The sequence below is a fragment of the Mesorhizobium neociceri genome (genome assembly GCF_013520985.1).
Classification (GTDB): Bacteria; Pseudomonadota; Alphaproteobacteria; order Rhizobiales; family Rhizobiaceae; genus Mesorhizobium; species Mesorhizobium neociceri.
This window is the reverse complement of record NZ_JACDTY010000020.1, coordinates 16442-41426: the sequence shown is the minus strand read 5'-3', so window position 1 is coordinate 41426 and position 24985 is coordinate 16442. Positions and strand designations below refer to the sequence as shown.

23 protein-coding genes are annotated in these 24985 nt (G+C 63.8%); 11 read left to right on the top strand and 12 right to left on the bottom strand.

Going from position 1 to position 24985, the window contains the following annotated elements; genetic code table 11:
- Positions 1-218: 218 nt before the first annotated feature.
- From H0241_RS28600 to H0241_RS28555, 10 genes are all read left to right on the top strand, one after another.
- Entirely contained in the window at positions 219-950 is a 732-nt protein-coding gene (locus H0241_RS28600) for a 3-keto-5-aminohexanoate cleavage protein (protein ID WP_181061126.1), read from the top strand.
- A 179-nt stretch (positions 951-1129) separates the two neighbouring features.
- A complete protein-coding gene (locus H0241_RS28595) occupies positions 1130-1639 on the top strand; it encodes an Lrp/AsnC family transcriptional regulator (RefSeq protein ID WP_181061125.1) in 510 nt (169 codons plus the stop codon).
- A complete protein-coding gene (locus H0241_RS28590; protein ID WP_181061124.1) occupies positions 1636-2799 on the top strand; it encodes a saccharopine dehydrogenase family protein in 1164 nt (387 codons plus the stop codon). The genes H0241_RS28595 and H0241_RS28590 overlap by 4 nt, the downstream gene beginning before the upstream one ends.
- A gap of 104 nt (positions 2800-2903) precedes the next feature.
- Complete coding sequence (locus tag H0241_RS28585) at positions 2904-3692, top strand: ABC transporter substrate-binding protein (protein WP_181061123.1); 789 nt, start codon at positions 2904-2906, stop codon at positions 3690-3692.
- Positions 3693-3839: 147 nt separating this feature from the next.
- Positions 3840-4517: an amino acid ABC transporter permease gene (locus H0241_RS28580; protein WP_181061122.1), complete on the top strand. Its 678-nt coding sequence runs from the start codon at positions 3840-3842 to the stop codon at positions 4515-4517.
- On the top strand, positions 4514-5188 hold the full coding sequence (locus H0241_RS28575; protein ID WP_181061121.1) for an amino acid ABC transporter permease: 675 nt from the start codon (positions 4514-4516) through the stop codon (positions 5186-5188). Before H0241_RS28580 ends, H0241_RS28575 begins: the two co-directional genes overlap by 4 nt.
- A gap of 25 nt (positions 5189-5213) precedes the next feature.
- Entirely contained in the window at positions 5214-5972 is a 759-nt protein-coding gene (locus H0241_RS28570; protein ID WP_456238136.1) for an amino acid ABC transporter ATP-binding protein, read from the top strand.
- Between the two features lie 418 nt (positions 5973-6390).
- Positions 6391-7485 carry a branched-chain amino acid ABC transporter substrate-binding protein gene (locus tag H0241_RS28565; protein WP_181061120.1) on the top strand — a complete coding sequence of 365 codons (1095 nt, stop codon included), beginning with the start codon at positions 6391-6393 and terminating at the stop codon, positions 7483-7485.
- Between the two features lie 81 nt (positions 7486-7566).
- Complete coding sequence (locus H0241_RS28560) at positions 7567-10038, top strand: adenylate/guanylate cyclase domain-containing protein (RefSeq protein WP_181061172.1); 2472 nt, start codon at positions 7567-7569, stop codon at positions 10036-10038.
- 421 nt (positions 10039-10459) lie between these two features.
- On the top strand, positions 10460-10714 hold the full coding sequence (locus H0241_RS28555; protein WP_181061119.1) for a hypothetical protein: 255 nt from the start codon (positions 10460-10462) through the stop codon (positions 10712-10714).
- A 292-nt stretch (positions 10715-11006) separates the two neighbouring features.
- Here H0241_RS28555 and H0241_RS28550 read toward each other — a convergent pair whose 3' ends face one another.
- From H0241_RS28550 to H0241_RS28515, 8 genes are all read right to left on the bottom strand, one after another.
- Entirely contained in the window at positions 11007-12053 is a 1047-nt protein-coding gene (locus tag H0241_RS28550) for a glutathione synthetase (protein ID WP_181061118.1), read from the bottom strand.
- A gap of 12 nt (positions 12054-12065) precedes the next feature.
- A complete protein-coding gene (locus H0241_RS28545) occupies positions 12066-13928 on the bottom strand; it encodes a flavohemoglobin expression-modulating QEGLA motif protein (RefSeq protein ID WP_181061117.1) in 1863 nt (620 codons plus the stop codon).
- The gene (locus H0241_RS28540) at positions 13925-14740 is read right to left on the bottom strand and encodes an N-formylglutamate amidohydrolase (RefSeq protein ID WP_181061116.1); all 816 of its coding nucleotides are present in this window, start codon (positions 14738-14740) and stop codon (positions 13925-13927) included. Before H0241_RS28540 ends, H0241_RS28545 begins: the two co-directional genes overlap by 4 nt.
- Positions 14741-14795: 55 nt before the next feature.
- Entirely contained in the window at positions 14796-15197 is a 402-nt protein-coding gene (locus H0241_RS28535) for a GFA family protein (RefSeq protein WP_181061115.1), read from the bottom strand.
- Positions 15198-15222: 25 nt separating this feature from the next.
- Positions 15223-16281, bottom strand: coding sequence for a Gfo/Idh/MocA family protein (locus tag H0241_RS28530; protein ID WP_181061114.1), 1059 nt, complete (start codon positions 16279-16281; stop codon positions 15223-15225).
- A 103-nt stretch (positions 16282-16384) separates the two neighbouring features.
- On the bottom strand, positions 16385-17170 hold the full coding sequence (locus tag H0241_RS28525; RefSeq protein WP_181061113.1) for a ThuA domain-containing protein: 786 nt from the start codon (positions 17168-17170) through the stop codon (positions 16385-16387).
- A 189-nt stretch (positions 17171-17359) separates the two neighbouring features.
- Positions 17360-18874, bottom strand: coding sequence for a DUF2778 domain-containing protein (locus H0241_RS28520; protein WP_235984533.1), 1515 nt, complete (start codon positions 18872-18874; stop codon positions 17360-17362).
- Between the two features lie 262 nt (positions 18875-19136).
- Positions 19137-19388: a hypothetical protein gene (locus tag H0241_RS28515; protein WP_181061111.1), complete on the bottom strand. Its 252-nt coding sequence runs from the start codon at positions 19386-19388 to the stop codon at positions 19137-19139.
- A 21-nt stretch (positions 19389-19409) separates the two neighbouring features.
- Between H0241_RS28515 and H0241_RS28510 the strand changes: the two genes are divergently transcribed.
- Entirely contained in the window at positions 19410-19955 is a 546-nt protein-coding gene (locus H0241_RS28510; protein ID WP_181061110.1) for a cytochrome c, read from the top strand.
- Positions 19956-19964: 9 nt separating this feature from the next.
- Here H0241_RS28510 and H0241_RS28505 read toward each other — a convergent pair whose 3' ends face one another.
- From H0241_RS28505 to H0241_RS28490, 4 genes are all read right to left on the bottom strand, one after another.
- Positions 19965-20861 (bottom strand): dihydrodipicolinate synthase family protein, encoded by an 897-nt coding sequence (locus tag H0241_RS28505; RefSeq protein ID WP_181061109.1) that lies wholly within the window; start codon positions 20859-20861, stop codon positions 19965-19967.
- A gap of 132 nt (positions 20862-20993) precedes the next feature.
- Entirely contained in the window at positions 20994-23063 is a 2070-nt protein-coding gene (locus H0241_RS35850) for an ABC transporter ATP-binding protein (protein WP_235984532.1), read from the bottom strand.
- Positions 23060-23968 (bottom strand): oligopeptide ABC transporter permease, encoded by a 909-nt coding sequence (gene opp4C / locus H0241_RS28495; protein WP_181061108.1) that lies wholly within the window; start codon positions 23966-23968, stop codon positions 23060-23062. The genes H0241_RS35850 and opp4C overlap by 4 nt, the downstream gene beginning before the upstream one ends.
- Positions 23961-24917 carry an ABC transporter permease gene (locus H0241_RS28490; protein WP_181061107.1) on the bottom strand — a complete coding sequence of 319 codons (957 nt, stop codon included), beginning with the start codon at positions 24915-24917 and terminating at the stop codon, positions 23961-23963. Before H0241_RS28490 ends, opp4C begins: the two co-directional genes overlap by 8 nt.
- Positions 24918-24985 lie beyond the last annotated feature (68 nt).

The following is a 24985-nucleotide window of genomic DNA, read 5'->3' as shown; positions in this document are numbered from 1 at the left end:
TGTGGGGAGATCAGATGTCGCGCCCGCTTTCGCCAATCATCAACGTTGCAGAAAGATGGCCGGCGCCAAAGCTGCCGATCTCCCCCCTCGTGGGGGAGATGTCCGGCAGGACAGAGGGGGGCGCGACGGATCGCGGCCTACCTGTCAGGAGACTTCGCTAACGCGATTCCGGTTTTCTCCGCCCTGCGTTAGGCTCGTCGCAAACAGGAACCACCGCCATGATCGTCCAGGCCTGTATCAACGGCGCGCGCTCCGCCGATTTTCATCCCACGCTGCCGCTCGACGCAGACGCCATGGCGCGCGATGGCGTGGCCTCTGTCGCAGCCGGTGCGGCCGAGCTGCATGTCCATGCCCGCGGAGCCGACAAGCGAGAGAGCCTTTCGCCGGCAGCGATGGATCCGACGATTGCTGCGCTGCGCCGCGCCTGCCCCGGCACGCTGATCGGCGTCTCCACCGGCGCCTGGATCGAGAACGACGATGTCAGCACGCTGGTCGCCATCGCCGGCTGGCACGAATTGCCGGACTATGCCTCAGTCAATCTCAGCGAGACGGCAGCCCCGATCGTCATGGAGAGCCTGCGGCAGCGTGGCATCGGCATCGAAGCCGGTCTGGCTTCAGTCGCCGACGCCGAGCGTTTGGTCAGCCTCGACCATGGCGGGCGCGTTCTGCGTATCCTGATTGAGATTTCCGAGCAGACGCTGGACGAGGCGTTTGCCGTTTCGGACGGAATCGAAAAGGTGCTGGAGCGCGCCGGCATCCGGCGGGCGATCCTGCTGCATGGCGCCGACGCCACGGTCTGGCCGTTCGTGCGCCGTGCGGCGGAGCGCAACTGGTCGACGCGCGTCGGGCTGGAGGACGGCAAGGGGCTGCCGGATGGCACCGTGGCCTCCGGCAATGCGGCGCTGACGGCGGCTGCTGTGGCGATCTTCCGGGCCAGCCGATCAGCGTAGCGACTGACGAATGCGTCGATGACAGGTGACCTCGCCCTCGGGGGAGATCGCCATCTTCTCGAAGCTGGCACAACAGCGAGCGATAATTCCGCTCTTGCTGTTATTAAAAATTTCTCATAGGCTATTTTCATATCAGGAAGAAATTGTCTTCCATTTTTCTCCTTTATGAAAGTATAGCCTTGCGTGAGCATCTCGATCAAACCGATCGACGGCTGGTCAAGCTGTTGTCGCAGGATGCCCAGCCCGGCATCAACCGGATCGCCGAGACGATGGCGATCTCGGTGCCGACGGTGCGCTCGCGGCTGCGCAATCTGCTCGATCGCAACCTTTTGAAGATCGTCGGGCTGCTGAATTTGACCGAGCGCCCGGAGCTGATCTCGGCCATTGTCGGCATCAATGCCCAAGGCCGAGGCCGCGCCCGCGAGCTGGCGCAGCGCATTGCCGAACTGCCTTTCGTCAACTCGGCCTCCGTGGTTACCGGACGCTTCGATATCATCGTCGACGTGACCGTCGCCGGCGATGTCGCCGACCTCTACCGCATCACCAGCGAATTGATCCCGGGCGCCGGCATTCCCGGCGAAGTGGTGCGCAGCGAGACCTTCGTCGTCATGGCCTCCTGCAACAAATGGGTCAGCCTTCCCGAAGGCTGCTGGTCGGAAGACATCCCAGCGCGCAAGGAACCGACATGAGAATAGCGGTTCTCGGCGGCCTCGGCCTGCAGGGCCGCGCGGCCATCGCCGATCTCGTCGCCAGCGCCGGCGTCGAGGAAATCGTCTGTGTCGACACAGCAGCCGACGGCCCTGCCCGGCTTACCGGCCTGACCGATCTTTCCCGCGTGCGTTTCGTGGTGCCTGAAGGACCGATCGGTCCGGCGCTTGCCACTGTTGTGGCCGACGTCGACGCCGTCATCGATCTCCTGCCGCAGCCGCTGATGCGCGAGGCGGTGCAGGCGGCGATCGCGACGCGCACGCCGCTGGTCACCACCAACTACGGCAAGGCGATTGCCGATCTGGCGCCGGAGGCGCAAAAGGCCGGCGTTTCGATCATGACCGAATGCGGGCTCGACCCCGGCATCGACCTCGTGCTTTACGCGCGCGCCGCAAAGCAGTTCGACACAATTTCTTCAATCGATTCCTATTGTGGCGGCATCCCCGAGCCTAAGGCGATGGCCAAGCCCCTCTGCTACAAGGTGAGCTGGAACTTCGACATGGTTCTGGTCAGCCAGAACCGCGACAGCGTGATGATCGAGGACGGCAAACGCGTCGAAGTGTCGGCGGGCCAGCAGCACGACAACCGCTTCATCCACGAGATCGAGGTCGCGGGGCTCGGCCGGCTGGAAGCTTTCCCCAATGGCGACGCGCTGCACTATGTCGAGATGCTGGCCGCTGCCAAGGGGCTGCAGCGCTCGGGTCGCTACACGCTGCGCTGGCCGGGCTGGTCGGCGTTCTGGGCGCCGCTGAAGGAGCTCGGTTTCCTCTCCGAAGACAAGGTGCCCGGCACTAGCGCCAGCCCGCGCGAATTTCTCGGCCGGCTGCTTGGCCCGCAACTGCAGTATGGCGCCGACGAGAAGGACCTTTGCGTGATGCGCAATGTCTTTTCAGGCCTTGAGGGCGGTCGCGCCAAGACGGTGACGTCGGACCTGATCATCGAACGCGACCTCGGCTCCGGCCTGTTCGGCATGAGCCTCGGCGTCGGCTACCCCGCCAGCATCGTGGCGCAGATGCTGGCGCGGCGCGAGATCACCACGCCAGGGCTTTTGAACCCGCTGCAGCATGTGCCCGACACCAGCTTCTTCGACGAACTGGGCAGGCGCGGCATCAGGGTTGCCGAAACGGTGGCCTGGGACTGAGGATTTTCGAACGGTGGCTGCCGCCGGCAAACGGTGCTGCCGCTCAAAAAGAGCCCAAGGGACTCCGCGGGCAAAACAACAGCTACAACAGGGAGGAATGCCACATGAAGATTGCCAGACTTTTTATCGCCGGACTTGCACTTGCGGGCCTTGCAACGGCGGCCAGCGCCGGAACGCTCGACGAGATCACCAAGCGCGGCGAATTGCGCGTCGCGGTGCAGACGCAAGGACCGCCCTTCTCGCTGGTCGGCGCCAATGGCGAACGCACCGGCAGTTCGGTCGAACTCGCCGAGCTGATGGCCAAGGAAATGGGCGTCAAGATCACCTTCCTCGACTATGACTGGGACGGGCTGATCCCGGCGCTGCTCTCGGGCAAGGCCGACCTGCTGGTCGCCGACATGACGCCGACGCTGGCACGCGGCATGAAGGTCGCCTTCACGACGCCCTACATGTATACGGGCAGCACCGTGTTCACCAAGGCCGACAGCAAGTTCAAGACCACCGAGGACTGCAAGGCCAAGGGCACCAAGATCGCCGTGCTGTTGGGCGCCACCGGCGAAAAGGAAGCCAAGAACGCCTTCCCGGATGCCGACATCAAGAGCTACAAGGGCGGCGGTCCGCTGCTGCTCGACGCCGTCAACAACGGCCAGGCCGATTGCGGCGTCAACGACGTCTCGGCGGTCACGGGTCAGTCGACTGCTTATCCCGCCGGCACCTTCACCATCATGCCGGATCTCCTGTCGAAGGAGCCGCTTGCCTTCGCCACCCGCTATGACGAGCCGGACCTGTTGATCTGGATGAACCTGTTCCTCAACCAGGTCACGATCGACGGCCGCCTGCAGAAGAACCTCGACTACTGGGTGAATTCCGACGCCTGGAAGAAGGATCACTAAGGAATTAGCGAGTAGCGAATAGGGAGTAGCGAATAGGGAATGGCCGTTCCGGCCAGGCTTTGCTGCTCCCGACTTCGCTATTCGCTATTCGCTATTCGCTACTCGCTACTCGCTATTCGCCCTTCCCTCTTTCCCCGCCGTGCGCCCATGCTCGAAAACTTCAGCTTCCGCACTATCGTCGAATATCTGCCGCTGTTCGGCCAGGGTCTGATCACGACCGTCTGGCTGTCGGCGCTGTCCTTTGCCGGCGCGCTCGCGGTCGGCATCGTGCTCGCCGCCATGAACCTGCAGCGCGCCCAGCTGTTTCGCATTCCGGCCAAGGCCTATATCGACGCCGTGCGCGCCACCCCGTTGCTGGCGCAGCTCTACTTCCTCTATTTCGGCCTGCCGCGTCTCGGCTTCGTCCTGCCCGAGCTCGTCGTCGGCATCCTCGCTTTGTCGCTGAACAGCGGCGCCTATGTCGCTGAAATCATTCGCGCCGGCATCCTGTCGATCCCGCGCGGCCAGGTCGAGGCCGGCGTCGCCTCGGGGATGACCTATGTCCAGCGCATGCGCCTGGTCATCCTGCCGCAAGCCTTCAAGGTGACGATCCCGCCGCTGCTCGGCCAGGCGATCGTGCTGGTCAAGGATTCGGCACTCTTGTCGCTGATCTCGGTTTCCGAACTGACGCGCGCCGGCCAGCTGCTCGCATCTGACCGCTTCATGCCGGCGGAAGGTTTCATCACCATCGCCGCCTTCTACCTGCTGCTCTACTATTGCCTCAAAGGACTGGCGGGGCTGTCCAGTCGCTGGCTCGGCCTGCAGCCGGCAAGGAGCAGCACATGATCTGGCAGCAGCTGCAAAGCCTCGCCGGCAGCTATCCCCTCGCCGTGCGCGGCCTCGGCATGACGGTGATGCTGTCGCTGATCAGCCTGGTGCTGGGCACGGCGCTCGGCTTCGGCCTCGGCATCTTGCGCACCGGTGGCAACCGGCTGATCTCGAGCGTGATCGGCGCCTGGGTCGACCTGATCCGCGGCACACCGTTCCTGGTTCAGATCTTCCTGATCTTCTTCATCCTGCCGGAATTCGGCATCGAGCTCGACGCCTTCACCGCCGGCATCATCGCGCTCACCAACCTGGCCGCCTGCTTCATCTGCGAGATCGTCGCCGCCGGCATCCGCTCGGTGCCGACTGGCCAGGTCGAGGCAGCCCTTGCATCCGGCCTGTCGCGTTGGCAGCGCATGCGCCAGGTGGTGCTGCCGCAAGCGATGCGCATCGTGCTGCCGCCGCTGGTCGGGCAATATGTGCTGCTGATCAAGGACTCTTCCGTCGTCTCGGCCATCGGGCTGACCGATCTCACCCGCGTTGGCTGGCTGGTGGTGCAGCGTGTGCCCAATGGCCTGCTGGTCTTCTTTCTGGTCGGCGTCGGCTATTTCATCGTCTGCTACCCGCTGATCATGCTCGCCCGCCGGCTCGAGCGCCGCATGGGTGCTGCCCATGGCGAGGTGCAGCTGTGACATCGAACCCAAAGGGCGCACGAACATGAGCACGCCAAGCCCGACCAAAACCGGCATGATCGACTTTCGCGGTGTCAGCAAATGGTTCGGCACGCTCAACGTGCTGAAGGACATCACGCTGAGCGTCGAGCCGCGCGAAGTGGTCGTCGTCTGCGGCCCGAGCGGCTCCGGCAAGAGCACGCTGATCCGCTGCATCAACGGCCTGGAGGCGATCAAGGATGGCGACCTCATCGTCGACGGCCAGCGCCTCGGCGATCCCGCCACCAACATGACGCAACTGCGCACCGAGATCGGTTTCGTCTTCCAGTCGTTCAACCTATACCCACACAAGACGGCGCTGGAAAATGTAACGCTGGCGCCGATCCATGTGCGCAAGATCGCGCGCGCCGAGGCCGAGCAGGCTGGGCGCGAACTGCTGGCCAAGGTCGGCCTTGCCGACAAGGTCGATGCCTATCCCTCACAGCTCTCCGGCGGCCAGCAGCAGCGCGTGGCGATCGCGCGCTGTCTCGGCATGCGGCCGAAAATCATGCTGTTCGACGAGCCGACCTCGGCGCTCGACCCCGAGATGATTTCCGAAGTGCTCGACGTCATGGTGGCGGTGGCCGAGGAAGGCATGACCATGATGGTGGTGACGCACGAAATGGGCTTTGCCCGCAAGGTCGCCCAGCGCGTGGTGTTCATGGATGCCGGCGCCATCGTCGAAAGCGGCACGCCGGAGGAGTTCTTCTCCGCCCCCAAGACCGACCGCAGCCGCGCTTTTCTGAGCAAGATTTTGAGGCATTAGAGTCGGAGCTCGAATAGCGGGCTGCCGCCAATGGCCGAGACGGGTGGCAACAGATATTTCGAAGCCGGTCGTCTGAAAGGCCGCTAAGCGCTATCTGCCGACGCTTAGCGCAGACAAGGAGCGTCCAGTTTGGGCCGTAGCGGACTGGCAGCTTCAGAATGCGAATCTTCAGAGCGGACATTATGCTCGGCGTTAGCATCGTCACTACCTGACCCAATCACGATGTTCACTCCGGCCAGTGGAATGCCTGGATTTGGCGCGCGATTCCGACCTCAGCGAACGGAGTTATGACACGCCAATCAAGTGAAGGATCGCTTCGCAATTGCACTGTAATAGCATCCGAGACACTCGCGCTTGCCGCAGGGGCTGTCGGCTCTGACGGGATTAGCGTAAGATACTGTCCACAGGGGGTGCACACATGCACCGCATCATCGCCATAGCGATCCTAGTTCTCGCGGCCATGTTCAGTTCCGCGCGGTCTGAGGTGCTGATCGGGGTCTCGGCTGCGATGACAGGACGGCTTGCCTGGATCGGCGAGCAGGGACAGCGCGGCGCGGAGATGGCGGTGGCCGACGTCAACGCGGCGGGCGGCGTGCTCGGCCAGAAGGTCAGGCTCATCTCGGTCGACGATTTCTGCGATCCCGAGCAAGCGGTCGCGGCCGCCCAGAAGCTGGTGGCTGACGGGGTAGTGCTCGTCGTCGGGCATTATTGCTCCGGGGCCTCGATCCCCGCATCAAAAGTGTACGAGGAGGCGGGCGTCGTCGAAATATCCCCAGGCTCGACCAATCCGCAGCTGACCGAACAGGGCCGTGGCAATGTCTTCCGCACCATTGGCCGCGACGACGCACAAGGTTTCATCGCCGGCAACTACCTTGCCGATCGCTGGGGCAACAAGAAGATTGCAATCCTTCACGACAATTCGACCTATGGGAAGGGTCTCGCCGACGAGACCAGGAAGCAGCTGAACAAACGGGGCGTGACTGAAGCTGTTTACGACGCATACACGCCCGGGAAGGATGACTATTCAGCCGAGGTCGCTGCGTTGCAGACCGCCGGCGTCTCAGCCTTGTATGTGGGTGGGTATCATGCCGAGGTTGCGCTGATTGCTCGCGCTGCACACGGCCGCGGCTACATGGTTCAGCTCATATCCGGAGATGCCTTGGCTACCGAGGAATTTGCCCTGATCGCAGGCTCAGCGGCGGAGGGAACCCTATTCACCTTCCCGGCGGACCCGCGGCGAAATGCCGGCGCGGCCGCGATCGTGGAGCAGTTCCGTGTGGAGAACTTCGAGCCCGCGGGTTACACGCTGTTGAGCTATTGCGCGGTCCAGGTCTGGGCCCAGGCGGTCGCGAAGGCAGGTTCGCTGGAGCCGAAGGCGGTCATCGCGACACTGCACGAACAGGAATTCGACACCGTCATTGGCCGGGTCGATTTCGACGACAAGGGCGACCTCACGAGGCAGAGCTGGGTTTGGTACGTCTGGCGGGGCGGGGAGTACGTGCCGGTTGAATAGGGTTCGCCGAACGCCGGCGTGCCGCCTGAGACGTCTAGTCTGATGCAGACCAGTGTGGCTGGATTGTTGCGACTCACCGCGATGCTTGAACGCCTCGGCATACGCGGCCGGCTGTTGCTTGCCTTTTTCGGGATCAGCGCCCTTGCGGTGCTGGCAACCGCTGCGGCGCTTTATGCCTTCCTCCAAGTCGGCGACGTCGTCGACCGAATTACCACGGATCGGGTGCCGTCGGCGTTGGCCTCCCTCCAGCTGTCGCGCCAGGCCGAACGGGTCGCTGCCGCCGCGCCATCGGTGCTGGCGGCGACAAGCAGGGCTCAGCACAGCGAGGTCTCGGCTGCCGTCGCGCTCGAGATGTCCCGCCTCGAGGCCCTGCGCACGGACCTCAGGGATGCCACGCTGGGCACAGTGCCTTTGGCTGAGATCGAGGAAGCCGCGGTTGTTCTGAGGCGCAACCTGAAGGAGCTCGACTCTCTGGTTGTCGCCCGGCTCGATGTGGTCGCCCGCAAGGAGGAGCTCCTGAACCGCCTCGCCGCGACGACCACCGGAAGCCACCGCCTTCTGGCCACCGGCATCCTGGTGATGGATTCTAGGCTCCCGCAATGGCGGGCGGTCGCGGCCGATACGTCGCTGTCGCCCGATCGACGCGCAGCGGCAATGGCCGACCTGGTCCAGGCGATTGCGGCTTACATCCCCCAGCAGAAGGCGCTGCTGGAGATCTCGGCGGTCAACGACGCGCTGGTGAAGGCCGCGACCGCGCCGACGCGGGGCGACCTGGCGTTGATCCTGTTTCCGCTGCGCCGCTCGCTTGCCGCTCTGGAAACGGCTTCCTCGGAGATCGACGAAAAGCTGCAGACCCGTTTCCGGCAGCGGGTGGACGAGTTCAAGGCGCTAACCGATGGTGAGAACAGCATCCCGAAGGCACGGGAGGAGGAGCTTGCGGTCCTCGCGCAGGGCGAAAAGCTTCTGGCCGAAAACAATCGGCTGTCGCGCAGTCTCACCGCTGCCGTCGACCGTCTTGTCGCAGCAGCGGACCGCGAGATCGCTGCCTCCGGTCGCGAAGCCGCGCTCGTCCAGCGCTACGGCACCGGAGTTGTCCTCGGCTCCGCCTTTCTCAGCCTGTTGAGCTCGGTTCTGGTCGTCTGGCTCTATGTCGACCGCAGCCTTCTCGCCCGTCTGGGAGCGGTGAGCCAGGGCATGCTCGCGATCGCGGGCGGCGATCTTCGTGCGCCGCTGCCGGCCGCGGGCAGCGACGAAATCGGGCGCATGGCCGAGGCACTGAGCCTCTTCCGGGATACCGCTGTCGAGGTCGAGGAAAAGAACCTGCGCGACGTTGCAGAAGCGCGTCAGCGGCTAGTCGATGCCATCGAAAGCATTTCCGAAGGTTTCGCTCTCTATGACAGAGAGGACTGGCTTGTCCTTAGCAACAGCCGCTACCGCGAACTGCTATACGCCGGTCTGGAGGCCGAGCTAACCCCTGGCACGGCATTCGAGGAGATCATTCGCCGATCCGCCGAGCGCGGCTACATCAGGGATGCCGAGGGGCGGGTCGATGAGTGGGTTGCCGAGCGCCTGTGGCGGCACCGCAACCCTGGCGAACCCTGGGCGCAGCGGCGGGGCGACGGACGATGGATCATGATAAGCGAGCGGCGGATCAGCGCCGGCGGCACGGTCGCCGTCTATTCGGACATCACCGAGCTGAAGCAAAGGGAGGAGAACCTCGCCGAGAAGTCCACTGCCCTAGAGGCGCTTTCCAGCAAGCTGGCCAAATATCTGGCGCCCCAAGTGTACAGCTCGATATTCACCGGCCGCCAAGACGTTAGAATCGCCAGTCAGCGCAAGAAGCTGACCATATGCTTCTCCGACATCGCCGGCTTTACCGAGACCACCGACAAGATGGAGTCCGAGGATCTCACCCAGCTCCTCAATCACTACCTGACGGAAATGTCGAAAATCGCGTCGGATCATGGTGCCACAATCGACAAGTACGTCGGCGACGCGATCCTGATGTTTTTCGGCGACCCTGAGACGCGCGGCGTCAAGGAGGACGCGCTGGCTTGCGTACAGATGGCGCTTGCCATGCAAAAGCGGATCAGCGAGCTTACCGAAGTATGGCGGGACATGGGGATCGAAACACCGCTGCGCTGCCGCATCGGCATCCATACCGACTACTGCACCGTCGGTAATTTCGGCAGCGAGGACCGGATGGACTATACGATAATCGGCGGCGCCGTGAATCTCGCCTCGCGCCTGGAACAGGAGGCGGCACCGGGGGCCATCCTCATTTCCTACGAGACGTTTGCGCAAGTGAAGGACACGATCGATTGTGAGGAGATGGGGCACGTCCAGGTCAAGGGGATCGCCTATCCCGTCGCCACCTACCGCGTCATCGATCTGAAGGCCAATCTAGCGGGCGCTTCTCGCGCCGTTCGAACCGAGCTGCCGCACTTCAGGCTGGAACTTGAACCGGAGCTGATGTCCGCCGACGAGCGTGGCGGTGCCGCCACTGCGCTTCGAGATGCGCTGGATCGGCTTTCCCACAAGCCCGGGCAGTAGGGCTTGGTTCACAACGCCCCCTCCCAATGGACGCAAGGAGGCAAGCTGAGCGTCGCGTCCAATGCGAGGGCCAGGCGCGAGCTTGCGCTGCAGGAGCTTCGCGCGACGGAGAAAGCCCGCGGGTGACGACGGTCAGATCCATGGACCGCCTGGCGGCGGACTTTCCTCCCGATACATCGGCATCGTCCCCAAGGGCGTCGAACGCGACGTTTGCGGGGGTTTTCGCAAGGTCTGGAGATGGTGCGACCATCCTCGGCTGCGAGGGTCAGTCTTTGATCCCTGTAGGCGCGTCCGCGGCTCTCGGTCTTTTTCCGACGCGACCGTCTGCCCGACTCTTCTTAGGCGCTCCAGTGATGGCGCCGCGCACCGCCATAATCAAGTATAGTTCCTAGCCGATCGCAGATGAGGAGGAGAAGAGCAAATGTCCGTGGACGCGGGACCGAGAAAAGTGGACGCCGAATATGCGATTGAATACCTCCAGGAGCATCCGGAAGCCGGGCTCTGCTGCGAGGATCGGCGCTGCTGGATTACGCCGAACGCAAACGAGACCGATCAGCGGATCCTCCTTCTTGATGTGGTTGAGGCTGACCGGCTCAAAGATGATCCCCGCCTTCGACTCGTGTCCGGAATCGCTCATACGGGCCGGTCGCTCTGGGTCGTTCGGAGAATGACATAATTACGTGCAGCCCTCGCTCCACAGCAACGCTGCGGCCGGTAGGCCACGGCAGACTGTGGTTCTTCAATCCAGGTTTCAGAGTGTCCTCTTTCGCGACAAAATGGGACATTCAATTCGGCCCACCGCATGGTCGGGAAATCACGCAACCGCGCCCTACAGCGTGTTCGCCGACGATGTCAACTTTCGGGCGACGGCAAAGCTTGCTTCTACGGCCGACATAGGCGCAAAGCAGTCATGCACGCCTTCACCTGCGGATGTCTGCTTCGGGTCAGATCGCGGCTACCACCACTCCTCAAAGCGTCGCCAGCCGCGAATTTGTCATGGCCTTGCCATAGGCTTGCCGCAGCGTTCGCTTCTCTTCCAGGGCAGCGACGACGCTCGCGGCAAAATCGGTCGCGTACATGTCGGCGAGCCGGGTCAGCCCGCCCGGCGTGAAGACGTTGATCTCCAGAAGTTTGTCGCCGACGATGTCAAGACCGACCAGGAACATGCCGTCGCCGATCAATTTGGGGCGCACCATTTCGGCAATGCCCAGCATCGTTGCCGTTACCTTGACCTTGCGGGCCGTTCCGGCGGCATGGATGTTGGAGCGGACGTCGCCCTTGGCTGGAACGCGGCGAAAGGCTGCGTATTTGCCGTCGCGCACCAGCGGCAGGCCGTTCATCAGGAACAGGCGCACGTCACCGGCCTTGGCTTCCGGAAGGTAGACCTGCGCGATGAGATAGCCGTCACCGCTGGCCGCCTCGAAAATCTGGTTGAGGTTGGAATCGGTGGGCTTGGCAATGTGAAAGACGTTCTTGCCGCCCGACCCTTGCAGCGGTTTGACGATGCAGCCCTTCGGCCGTTTGTCGATAAAGGCGCGGATCTCGGCGATGCTGCGCGATATCAGGCTCGCCGGCCTGACCGCCTCGGGAAAAGACTGCAAATAGAGCTTGCTCTGTGCCTGCGCCAGACCGTCGGGATCGTTGACGACGATCGTGCCGCGTTCAGCTGCGAGCCGACCGAACATGATGCCTGCATTGGCTGCCCATGGCCGGCCGGTGCCATCCAGCGACGGGTCGTTGCGCAGAAACAGAACGTCGATGTCGCTGATGGCGACCGTCTTCTTCTGCTTCGCGGCATCCTGCAGGGCAGCATGAAGCTTGCCTGATGTCTTGTAGGGAGCATCGGGCAGAACCGCGACGCTGACAGCCAGATCATCATCGGGACGCAAGATGAAATCGCCCGGCTCGACATAGACGACGGAATGGCTGCGCTGGACGGCAGCCAGCGCCAACGCCGTCGTCGTGTAGCCCGGCGTCTCGGTTTCAATGGAATTGACGAAGAACGCAATGCGCATTGTAGAGGCCCCTCAGCTTTCAACCATATCGATCGGATCGATTCCCGCCATCGCTTTCCGGAGGCGCGGACGCGCCGCGTCGGACGAGAGGAACGCAGGTTCGAGGCGCGGCGCCCGCAGCAGGCCGCGCGCGTTGAGTTCCTGGATCGCGCCGAAATGCGCGGCGGAGATCTTGCCGATCCAGAACGGAGTGAGGCTGCCGCCATCCCTCAAGTGATCGAGGATCTGCAACAGGCCGCGCAGATAGATGGCGTCTTTGGCAAGGCCGCCGCCTCGATAGACGCGCAGGACGACGTTGAAGGCCTCGCGATCATCGAGATCAGTGCGAAGAATGCGGAAGGCTTCCTCGAAATTTGCGCCGCCGAGCATCGCCTGACAGGCGATGACTCTCGCCGCGATCAGCCGCAGCCGCGCTGCGGTCATGCCACCGACCAGATACTCCGCCAGCACGGCCAGTCCCTCCTGCATGCCTTCATAGCCGGCGAGCCCGCTGCAGAAGATGGCGAGCCCCTGCGCGGCACCATTGAAATAGGTCAGCAGATGAACACCGATCTCGTGGCTTAGCAGCGCCGTCAGACGTTCCGATGGGAGGTTGGTATCGCGCGACACCAGCAACCGGTTTCGCGAGACCAGCAGGCCGGCCGGCAGGTCACCGCGGATCTCCACGGACGCGTCGAAGTCGGGATAGGCGGCCCGGTATCCGGCGATCATGTCGCGCGCGGCTGCAGCAATGGCATCGGCGTCCAAGCCCGTCTGACGGGTGGCTGAGGCAACCCGCGGCAGCCTTTCGAGAATGGTGCGCGCCCTCGCCGCCAGGCTCGGTTCGACGCTGCCGTAGAGAGCTCGTCCGAGTTCGACGAAGCGCGGCGTTTCGCGGCCTGCGAGCATAGACAGCTGGAGATCGAGTTCCTGCTGCTTTTCGGAAAGCAGCCTGGTCAGAAGCGTATCCTCCAGATGATCGAGGGAGATCGAATAGAGTTTGCGCTTCTGGTCGGCGACCTCAAGCTCGAGCGGCCGGTAAAGCAGTGCGGGCACACGGTCGAAACCGCCTGCCTGGAATTCCCGCCAGGCTGGTTCGGCATTGATCGGTGTGACGGCAAGCAGGAAATCGAACGTCGACGCGACAGTGTCGAGCGCACGGTCGGCGCGCCCCACGGCGTCGATATAGGCGCGGCGGCCAAGGGAACGATGGGTCGCCGGCTGCTCCAGACTCGATGCCTTCAGGAAGGCGCTGACGGCCTGTAGGGCGGAATCGACCATGTTGGCGACGACGAGGTCGTGCAGTTCGGAGTAGACGCGCTTGGTGCCTGGCACCCTGTAGATCGGTGCGAAGCGCACCGTCAGGCACGCCACATCACCGGGCTCATCCCAGAGCCGCGCTTCGGCCAATGTGGTGGGACTGAGTTCATCCACGCGCGGCGTGCGGTATTTGGCTTCGCGTGCCGACGCGGCATTGGCGAAGCGCTTGCGTGCGGCCTGCTCCGCCGCCGTGTGGCCGCAGGCCAGCGCAACCTCGAAAGGCGGCAGGAACGGAACATCGTCGGTCAGGAACCGGTCTTCGGCCAACTCGCCGATGTCCAGCAAGAGGAATGCGCCGCAGTGATCGCGTAGCCGGCGCGCCACCAGCCGCGCGACTTCGCCGGCGAGGCCGATGTCGGCGGCGATCAGATAGGATGCGTTGGCGGACACGGCATGGAATGCTGCATCCTGATGCGACCCGACATGGACACATAGAAAGGGCAGCGGACGATCGATGTGCAAACGGTTGCCGTTGCCGAACTCGCGGCGGATCGGCTTGCCGTCGCGGAAAAGCGCCTCCAGATCCGCTTCGATTTGCGCCAATGGAGAGGTGAACTCGACAAGCTTCGGCTTCATCGCATGGCCCGCAGCGCCTTAGCCAGAACGGGCACAGTCGACGCAAGTATGGCGCGCAGCTGGTCGATTGCTGCCCAGTCGGGTTCGCCGCTCCATTCGTCCATGAAAATCTTCTTGAACTCGACCGCGATGGCACAACCGGTCTCTGGAAAATTGGCATGGACGAAACGCGTCTGTTCGCCCTTGCCCTGGAAGGACACGTTTTCGCGCACATCGATCGGCTCGCCGTTGATATGGTGGCCGCGAAGCGCCTCGATGAAAGCGTCGACGACCGGCGCCCAGCGATCGCTGTCCATGGAAGATGTACCGATGTTGATGTCGGGCGCGAGGTCGCGAGACGTCGGCAAAGCTTGCGGCCCGTCGCGCCGGTGATTGTAGCTGTGGACGTCGATGAGAACGAACCTGCCGTAACGCTTTTCGATATCGGCAAGGACACGCTTCAACTCGCGATAGAAAGCGTCGTGAAAGGCGAGAGACCCCTCCACGATGGCCTCTCCCGGCTGCTCTCGCCAGACTTTCAGACCCCAGGACTGATCCGGGGACAGGTAGATCGCAGCGTCACGCGCACGGTTCAGATCGACATGGAAGCGCGACCGATGAACGATGATCTGGGTCGGGAAATCCGCGATGAAGCGCTCGGTAAACGGGTCCTCTTCTCGAAGCCGGTCGGGATCGGAGAGACACATGAGCGCTCGGCATGCGCTGTCCACATCGGTGCCGCTGTGGATGGCTGTCCCGACGACAGGACCGTCTCCGCGCTTGATCGTCCAGCCTAACTCGCCCTGATCGTTGTCGGAACTCGTCTTGTTCATGCTCCGAAATGCGCGGAACGTGCAGACGGTTCCGCTTTGTCGAACAAGCGCGTCTTCAGCCGAACGTCGCCAAGGGCTCGGCTTTGATCTCCACCCACTCGCAGCGCCGGCTGTCGTGGTAGAAGGATTGGAAGGGCGGCGGGAAAGACGGGTCGGCGAAGGCGCCGACGGGAATGGCGATCACTCCAGGCTGCGTGTCTATCCGGTAGTGAACGCTGGCGCCGCAATCCGGGCAGAAGCTGTAGGCGACGCGGCCGCCCTGGTCGCCGGTGCGGGTGAAATGCGCCTCTCGTCCCTCGATCGACACATCGCCTTCCGCAAAGCGGACATTGTAGCTGAAGGCGCTGCCGGTGCGGCGCTTGCAGTCCAGGCAATGGCATACCGAGATACGCACCGGCTCGCCCGAACAGACGGCTGACAGCTGGCCGCAGAGACATTGCGCGCGGCGCGTGACCATGGCGGGCTCCTCCCCTCGAAGAACGTTACTGCGTGTCGGCGCTGGCCCTTAACTCGGTACGCTTCTCGTCCGACACGACAGCCAGATCCAGTACCTTTTGCAGTTCGGCAGCGTGGTGGAAAGAGGGTTCAGCCTGCACGCCGCTTGCGACCGCGTCAACGAAGCGCTGGTAGTTGGTCGGTACCGTGCCGGCGTCGATCGCCTGCCATTTGGCAGTTTCGATGTTCTCGCCCAGGCACGCTTTCAGCTCCGAGCCTTCGAGATTGTGCACGACCTCGACGCCGCCCTTGTCGCCATAGATACGCAGGCGCAATTCGTTCATGTGGCCGGTCGCCCAGCGGCTGGCATGGACGACGCCGAAGGCGCCGTTGGAAAAATCCAGCGTCATGGCAAAACTGTCATTGGCGTCGAGGTCATACTCGCCGATGCGGTTGCCCGGCGCCTTGTCGAAGGCGCGCAGCCGGCAGAACACGTGGTCGATGTCGAGGGCCGCGCCATAGCTGGCGAAATCGAGGATGTGGATGCCGACATCGCCGAGCACGCCATTGGAACCGTGGCTGCGCGACAGCCGCCACAGCCATTTCGGGTCGGTGCGCCAGTCGCCCCAGAATTTCGACACCAGCCAGCTCTGCAGATAGGAGGCTTCGACATGGCGGACGGTGCCGATTTCGCCGGCCAGCACCATCTGCCGCGCCTTCTGCAAGGGAGCGACATTGCGATAGGTGAGGTTGACCATGTTGACGATGCCGGCCGCCTCGGCGGCGTCAGCCATCTCGCTCGCCTTGCCGAAATTTTCGGCCAGCGGCTTTTCGCACAGCACCGGCTTGCCGGCCGCAATCAGCGCCATGGTCGTCGGATGGTGGATACGGTCCGGCGTGACGTTGGCCACCGCATCGAAGCCGCCCCAGTCGAGCGCTGCCTCCAGCGATGTGAAGCGCTTCGGGATCTTGAAGCCGTCGGCGAATTCGCCGACGCGCTTTTCATCGACATCGACAGCGCCGACGATCTCGACGCCGTCGATGGCGCCAAAGCGGCGGGCATGCTCCTGCGCCATCCAGCCGGTACCCAATATCAAAAGCCGCATTTTCTGTACTCCGAGCGAAATTGGTTCGATTCAATAATAGGGGACGAATGCGGCCTAGGCGACTCCGTGGGGAAGCCGCTACGCCTTTTTCTTGGATTTTGTTTTAGCGGAAACCCGCCTCGCCCGAGGCGTGCAGCTTGCCGCCGCGCTCGACGATCGGCTCCAGCGCCTTGTCGACCGGCACATTCGGCGCGTCGAGAATGGCTGACCTGGTGCCTTGCGGGTTGTGCGCCCACGTCACCGCATTGCGCAGCACCTTGTGCACAGTGGCGTCGTGATAGGTCGGATAGGTCTCATGGCCCGGGCGGAAGTAGAAGACGTTGCCGGCGCCGCGCCGATAGGTCAGCCCCGAACGAAACACCTCGCCGCCCTGGAACCAGGAGATGAAGACTGTCTCCAGCGGCTCCGGCACGGCGAACTGCTCGCCATACATTTCTTCGTTCTCGAGCTCGAAAAATTCGCCGACACCTTCGGCGATCGGATGGCTGGGGCTGGTCACCCAGAGCCGCTCGCGCTCGCCCGCCTCGCGCCATTTCAGCGTGCAGGGCGTGCCCATCAGCCGCTTGAAGATTTTCGAGAAATGGCCGGAATGCAGAACGATCAGCCCCATGCCTTCAAAGACACGGCGAGCGACGCGCTCGACGACTTCGTCGGCAACCGCGCCATGGTCCTTGTGGCCCCACCAGACCAGCACGTCTGTCTCGGCCAGACGATCGGCCGGCAGGCCATGCTCGGGCTGTTCGAGTGTGGCGGTCGAGGCGGAGATCGCCTTGTCGGTGTTCAGCGCCTTGGCAATGGTCGTGTGCATGCCCTCGGGATAGAGGGCGGCGACCACCTCATTGGTCCGCTCATGGATGTTCTCGCCCCAAACGACAGCGCGTATTGTCATGATGTCCTCGTGGTGAATTCAGAGCCGACCGCCCGTCTCAGTCATAGGCTGACCGAGGGGGAAAAGGGAATAGGCAGTGGGGAATAGGCAATAGGGGCAGAAACACGGAAACAGGTGACTGGAGGCTTCTAGCCTACTGCCTACTGCCTACTGCCTACTGCCTACTGCCTACTGCCTACTGCCTACTGCCTACGCTCCCCGCCCATCCTGTGCGACCCGCGTTAGCGGCTTCGAGAGCCGCGGCACGACGACGAGACGCTTGATCTTGCCCTTCTTGTAGGCGGCGAGGAAGCGGGCGTAGTCCTTGAAGACGACGCAGCCATTGGATTCCGCACGGCCGCCGCGCAGCATGTAGGTATGCGCGAGCAGGCCGTCGCGGCCGTATTTGTTGCTGCCGCTGACGGGAGTGAGACGGATCGCCTCGACGCCATGGAAGCGGGATTCGCGCAGCCTCAGATCATAGGTGTCGGGCGGCGTCGGGCCGACATTCTTCTTGTGGACGAAACGCGGCTGGTCGACCATCGAGCCCAGTCCCGAATGCGCCTCAAGCCGCGAACCGTCGGGCATGTAGACGGTCTTGGCCGAGATATCGTAGACGGCGACGCCGCCGCCCATTCCGGGCGTGGCGAACAGATCCTTGAAGGCCCGGCCGACACCGCCGGCTGGGACATCGGGCTTGGCATAGGCCAGCATCTCGCCGGCCTGCGCCTTGGTCCGCCTGCCCGGCTTGGTGCGGATGGTCTGGCTGCCTGGCACACCCGGCAATGAGGCGACGTCCGAAGTACTGCGCGGCGAGCGTGGCGACACAATGCCCGGAGACTGGGGTGCGGCGGTCTCGGCCGCCCTGTCGGTCTGTGGCTTGGCCGCTTGTGCCTTGGGCTTGCTGGGCGCCTCGGCAGGCTGAGCGGTTTCGGCGCGCGGACGCCGACCCGGCAGTGCAATGTTGTCGGGCAGATCGTCCTGCGGCGGCAGCGAGGCGACCTGGACCTCGGCCTGTTCAGGACCTTGCGCTCCGACGATTGCCGCAACGGCCGGCGGCGGCGCCAGCATGTCAGCGCCCTGATCGGGCAATGTGTTGGCCAGCGCCAGCGCCAGGCGCGACGAGCGTTCTATCTCAGCCACTTCCGGCCCAAAGCGCTCCGAGGCCGGGCCATGCTGGTCGGGCATGCGGACTTCGGCGAAACGGGCAGCGGCCGGAAGTCTGGCAAGCATGAAGGGCGCATTCGAGGCCTTGGCGAAGGCGGCAGCCAGCTTTTGCGGCGACAACTTTGCCTTGGCCACCACGCCGTCGAAGCGCGCATCGCGCGGGGTGACAAGTGCAATGCTGGTGTTTTGTGCCGTACCGATGTTTTGCGCGCTATCGGCATTCGAGGCGTGCGCGGCCGGCTTCAGCCGTGCCATCTTGCCGTCATGCGCGAAGCTGGCGGCGGAATGCGCGCAGCCAGCGTCACATTGGCTGAGCAGCGAGGCTTGGAGTTTTTGCGCCGAAAGCCGCGGCGCCCACGAATTGGCAAGGCTGCGGCGCGAATCGGCAAGCGTGATGGTGTGCGGCAGAAGCAGGCTTTGCGGCAAGGTGTTGGAAGCGGCGGTGAGCGAGGTTCCCAGCGAATAGAGGCCGGCCATGGTCGCCACCGACCACAGCGCAAGGGCCACGCCGACAGCCGGCACCACCACCCAGCGCTGGCCGGATCTCTTCGAAGTCAAATCCCGTTCAGGATTGTCGCCCCGGTCTTTCAAACGCAAAAACGCCATACAACCACTCTCAATCGGCATGCAGGCTTGCGACCCTCGCATCCGTGACATCCACAGTTCGCTGGTGCCCCCTGCACCTTTCGCGTCTGTTGCCGATTGAATCAAAAGATGGACAAAGTTGGTTAACCAATCCCTCCATCAGCCACCGGTTATACGGCGCCTGATACGAAAAAAGAGCCCTCCATGGTCTGCGCCACGGTAGAAATGCTCTCCCTCACCCGCCTTGCTGCCCGTTTTTGTGATCCAAGTCAAGGAAACGCTGCGTCAGCTTGCTGCGGGCCCAAGCCGATTGCCCGTTGATCGGCTGCTTTATTCCGTTGACCTTCCAGTAGCTGGAAGGGCTACGCGTTGCAAAGTAAACAGCTTCAATGATGGACATCGGCCCCATGAGCAGCGGCATCGCGACCGAAGAATCCGACATGCCGGCGACATCCCGCTGCCCGGTCATCGACAGATTGGCCGGCATGGACGTCGCGCCGTGAGATGGATGGCGCGAGCGGTGTTGCTGTCGCTGGTCTGTGCCTTCGCGTTGGCCGCCTCTGCCGGCGACAGACTGATCGTGGTGGCGCGGCAGGCGTCAATGAAGGAGATGGCGGCGGCGGCGAAAACCATCGCCGGCATGTTCGACGGCAGACAAGCCTATGACGCCGCGGCCTTCAAGGCGGCGGCGCAAACCCTTCGCGCACGCACCGGCCCTGCCCTGATTGCCGAGTTTCCGAGCGCATCGCTGGGACCACCTTCGCAAGCCAGGCTGGAAATCGATCCGGCGCGTGCCGAATTTGAGGCGCTGGCAAATCACATCGGGACGCTGGCCGGTACGCTGGCCGCCAAGGCCGAGCACGCGCCTGACAGCAGCATCGCCGACGACATGCGCATGGGCACCGGTCTGGCAATGGGCGGCGGCAGCCTGCTCGGCAAGCGCCCGGTCCCGGCGGAAGCCGATCCGGCCAAACTGCCGGCGGAGCATATCCTGCATCTCATCTTGCAGGATTGCTCGAACTGTCATTCGAAGTTCCGGCAGAGGGCCGAGTGAGACTGCCTGTCACGCCAGCCACGCCTTGATCGCCGGGCGGGCGAGAACGGCGCGCATGCGATCTTCGGCATCGGCGACAGCAGGCGCCATCGGCGCGCGGGTCGGGCCGCAATCGACGCCGATGACGCGGAAGGCCGCTTTCATGCCCGGCAGCACACCGGTTTCCAGCAGCACCTCGACGAAATCCTGCGACACCATCTGCAGGGTTTTCGCCCGAGCCAGGTCGCCCACGCGCACCGCCTGGTCGACCGCGACATAGAGCCGTCCGAGCAGATTGTAGGTCGTGCCGATGCCGCCTTCGGTGCCGAGCATGCCGGCGGCGGCGTACATCTCATCGAAGCCGTAGAAGAACAGCTTTTGCGGCTGCCGCTTGCGCAGCAGCGAATATTTGAACAGGTCGGTGGAGGTGTATTTGATGCCGACGACATTGCTGAGATCGAGCAGCCTGACCAGCAAGGCAAGCGGCAAAGGACGGCCGGTGCGCAAGGGGATTTCGTAGACAATCAGCGGCAGGTCGGTCGCCGCCGCCAGCGCCTGATAATAGCCGAATACCTCCTCGTCGGAGAACGGATAGGAATGCGGCGGCAGCGCCGACAGCGCGTGATAGCCGAGCTTTTTCGCGTACAGCGCGAGGCGGATGGAGTCGCGCAGGTTCGGCATGCCGACATGGGCGATCAGATTGACGCCCGACCCCGCGGCGCCGGCGAAGACCACCTCCTGCTGGGCCAGCAATTCGTCCACCGTCAGCAGGCCGGACTCGCCACTGCTGCCGCCGACATAGAGGCCGGCCAGGCCCTGGCGCAGCACGTAGTCGTTGATGTTGCGCTGGCGCTGCGGGTCGAACTCGCCGGAATCGCTGAGGCCGGTCATCAAGGCGGCATACATGCCCGCCAGTTCTCTGGTCATTGCTTAAGTCCTCGGTGCTGTCAGGAGTGTCTCGGGGAAATCGGTGCCTGAACCACTGATTCCGGTTCCGGCGCTATGGCATTGTTTCAGCATGATCTTTTGTGGAAGCCGGCTTGGTTCTAAAACCATTGGCTAAGCCTCACCGGCGTGGTGGCAGGCGACGAGGTGCCGGCCCGAAGCGATCGATCCTAAGTCGCGCGGTTGCGGATCGACCTTGCCGCAAATGTCGGTCGCCTTCGGGCAGCGCGGATGGAAATGGCAGCCGGACGGCGGCTTCGACGGGTCGGGCACGCCGCCGCCAAGCACGATGCGTCGGCGCGTGCCGCCGGCCTTCGGGTCGGGCACGGGAATGGCCGACAGCAGCGCCCGCGTATAGGGATGCAGCGGGGTGCCGAACACCGCCGCCGTGGCGCCGATCTCGACGATGCGGCCGAGATACATTACCGCGACGCGGTCGCTGAGGTAGCGGATCATCGACAGATCGTGGCCGACGAACAGATAGGTCAGGCCGAGGCGTGTCTTCAGGTCATCAAGCAGGTTGACGATCTGCGCCTGGATCGAGACGTCGAGCGCCGAGATCGGCTCGTCGGCAATGATGAATTTCGGATTGGTGGCAATCGCGCGGGCAATGCCCACGCGCTGGCGCTGGCCGCCGGAAAGCTCGAACGGGTAGCGGTTGCGCAGCGCCTCCCTCAAGCCGACCAGCGCCAGCAACTCGCTGACCCTGATATCGCGCGTGGCGCGGGTGCCGATCTTCTGCGCGCGCAGCCCTTCGCCGATAATGCGGCCGACGGTCATACGCGGATTGAGCGAACCGAACGGGTTCTGGAACACCATCTGCATGTCGCGGCGGCGCAGCTTCAGCTCTTCGCCGGTCGCACCCGCATAGTCCTTGCCCTCGAAGACGATGCGGCCGGCGCTTGGCTGTTCGAGACCGAGCACGGCACGGCCGGTCGTCGACTTGCCGCAGCCGCTTTCGCCGACCAGCGCCAGCGTCTCACCGCGCAACACTTCGAAGCTGACGCCGTCGACGGCGTGCACCGCACCGACCTGCCGCCGCAAAACGCCGCGCCGGATCGGGAAATGCACTTTGAGATCGGTGACGGTGAGCAGTGCTTCCTGCCCGGCCGCGCCAACCGGCTTCACACTTTGAGCAGTGGTCGTCGAGCGTGACAGATGGTCGACCTCCCGCCAGCGCCAGCAAGCGGTGGTGTGGCCGCCGCCAACCGCTTCCAGCAGCGGCTTCGCCTCACGGCAGCGCGCCTCGGCAAAATGGCAGCGCGGCGCGAAGGCGCAGAAGGTCGGCGGCAGCGTGACATTGGGCGGCGCGCCCTTGATCGGCACCAGCCTGGTGTTGTCAGCCGTCAGCGACGGGATCGAGTTCAACAGGCCGATCGTGTAGGGATGCGTCGTTGCCGAAAACAGCGCATCGACCGGCGCGCTTTCGACGATCGAGCCGGCATACATCACCGCGACGCGGTCGACGAAGCCGGCGACCAGGCTGAGGTCATGGCTGATCCAGATGATCGCCATGCCGAGCTGCTTCTGCAGGCGGCCGACGAGTTCGACGATCTGCGCCTGGATGGTGACGTCGAGCGCGGTGGTCGGCTCGTCGGCGATCAAGATCGACGGCTTGCAGACCAGCGCCATGGCGATGCCGATACGCTGCAACTGGCCGCCGGAGAATTGATGCGGAAAGGCGCGCATGCGCTGCGGCCCGTTGGCGATGCCGACGAGATCCAGCATGTCGAGCGCCTGGCGTTCGGCCTCGGCCTCGCTCAAGCCCTGATGCTCGCGCAGCGCCTCGGTCAGCTGCAGGCCGATGGTCAGCACCGGGTTCAGCGACGATATCGGGTCCTGGAAGATCATCGCGATGTCGCGGCCGCGGATCTGGCGCAACTCACTATCGGGCATGGCCAGAAGGTCGCGGCCGCGAAAGAGTGCTCGACCTGACGTCACACGGCCGGGCGGCTTGCGGATCAGTCCCATCAGCGTCTGCACGGTGACCGACTTTCCCGAGCCGCTCTCGCCGACAATGGCCAGCGACTCGCCTTCGGCAAGTTCGAAGGAGACATCGTTGACGGCATAGACGGCACTGCCTTGCGGACCGAACTCGACGCTCAACCCTTGCACGGAAAGCACCGACTGCTGTCCGGTTCCCTCAGCCGTCCTTTCAACGGCAAGTGCGTCGGCGCCCATCATTTGCCGCCCCCGCCCATAATGTGCTGCGGGTCGAGCGCATCGCGCAGGCCGTCGCCGACGAAGTTGATGCTGAGCACGGCCATGGCGATCATGGCGCCGGGCGGGATCCACATCCACGGCTGGCTCTCCAGGATCGACAGCGTGCGGGCGTCGCGCAGCATGTTACCCCAGCTTGCCGCCGGCGCCTGCGCGCCTAGCCCGAGGAAGGACAGAGACGCCTCGAATAGAATGACTGTCGCCACGTCGAGCGTGATCGCCACCAGGATCGGGCTCAGCACATTGGGCAGGATGTGTTCGAGGATGATGGCCGATGGCGAGGTGCCGAGCGAGCGCGCGGCAAGGATGAATTCCTGGTTGCGCAAGGCCAGGATCTCCCCGCGTGTCAGCCGCGCGATCGAGGGCCAGCTGAGCAGCCCGATCACCACCATGGTGTTGAAGATGCTGGGTCCAACGACGGCGACGAAGGCGATGATGATGACCAGGCGCGGAAAGGTCAGCACCATGTCGATCAGGCCCATCAGCACGAGGTCGACCTTGCCGCCGAAATAGCCGGCGACGCAGCCGATGAAGATGCCGATCGCCGCCGAGATCGCCACGGCGACGAAGCCGACCGTCAGCGAGATGCGGCCGCCATAGAGGATGCGGGCAAAGATATCGCGGCCGGTGCCGTCGGTGCCCAGCCAATGTACGCCGCCAGGCGGCTGGTTGCGGCCTCTGAGGTCGATGTCGTTGGGCCCGTAATGCGCAATCAGCGGCGCCAGCACGCAGGCAAGCACGATGGTGGCGAGCATGATCAGGCCGAGCGTCGCCAGCCGGTGCTGCAGGAAGCGGCGCGCCGCCTCGCCCCACAGACCGCGCGAGGCGCCGACGGCGATCGTCATGTCGGCGGCGGTGGCGTCAGTCATAGCTCACCCTGGGGTCGAGCACGCTGTAGGCAAGGTCGGTGGCAAGGTTCGCCAGCATGACGATGATGGCGGTGATCAGCACATAGCCCATGATCACAGGGCTATCCCGGTTGACCACGGAATCGATGAACATCAGGCCGATGCCCGGCCACTGGAAGATGGTCTCGATCACCACCGAACCGCCGAACAAGGTCGGCAGTGCCAGGCCGAAGACGGTGACCAGCGGGATCAGCACATTGCGCAGGCCATGGCGCAGCGTGATCGTGCTGGGGCGCAACCCCTTGGCCTTGGCCGTGCGCATATAGCTCTGGTTCAGCACCTCGAGCATGCCGGCGCGAGCATAGCGCATGAAGATGGCGGCGCGAAACAAAGCGAGCGCCGCCGCCGGCAGAATCAGGTGCTTGAGATTGTCGAGCAGCGAAAAACTGTCGCCGGCCGTGGAAATGCCCGACGACGGCAGCCAGCGCAGCTCCAGCGCAAAGACATAGACCAGCAGCAGGCCCATGAAGAAATCCGGGATCGAGACGCCGACAAAACCGGAGAGTGTCAGCGAATAGTCGGTGAACTTGTATTGTCGCAGCGCCGAGATCACGCCGAGCGTGGTGCCGATGATGAAGGCAGCAAGCAGCGCCACGCCCATCAGCTCCAGCGTCATCGGCAGCCGTTCTGCGATGATGTCGCCGACGCTGCGGCCATTGACGAAGGAGCGGCCGAGATTGCCGTGCAGGATCTGGCCGATCCAGTTGAGATACTGGATGTAGACCGGCTGGTCGAGGCCGAGCTCGCCGCGCCGCATGGCGATCAGCTCTTCGCTCGACGGCGCCTCCGCCGTGATCATCGCCAGCACCGCGTCGCCAGGCATGGCATGGGCGATGGCGAAGACGATCACGGTAACGCCGAACAGCACCGGAATGCTGAACAGCAGTTTTCGCAGGAGATAGCTGAGCACCGGCCTCTCCTATAGCTGAAGGCGGTTCTGAGACATCGGATCGTGAGCCTCCAGCGGAGCCCCACGAC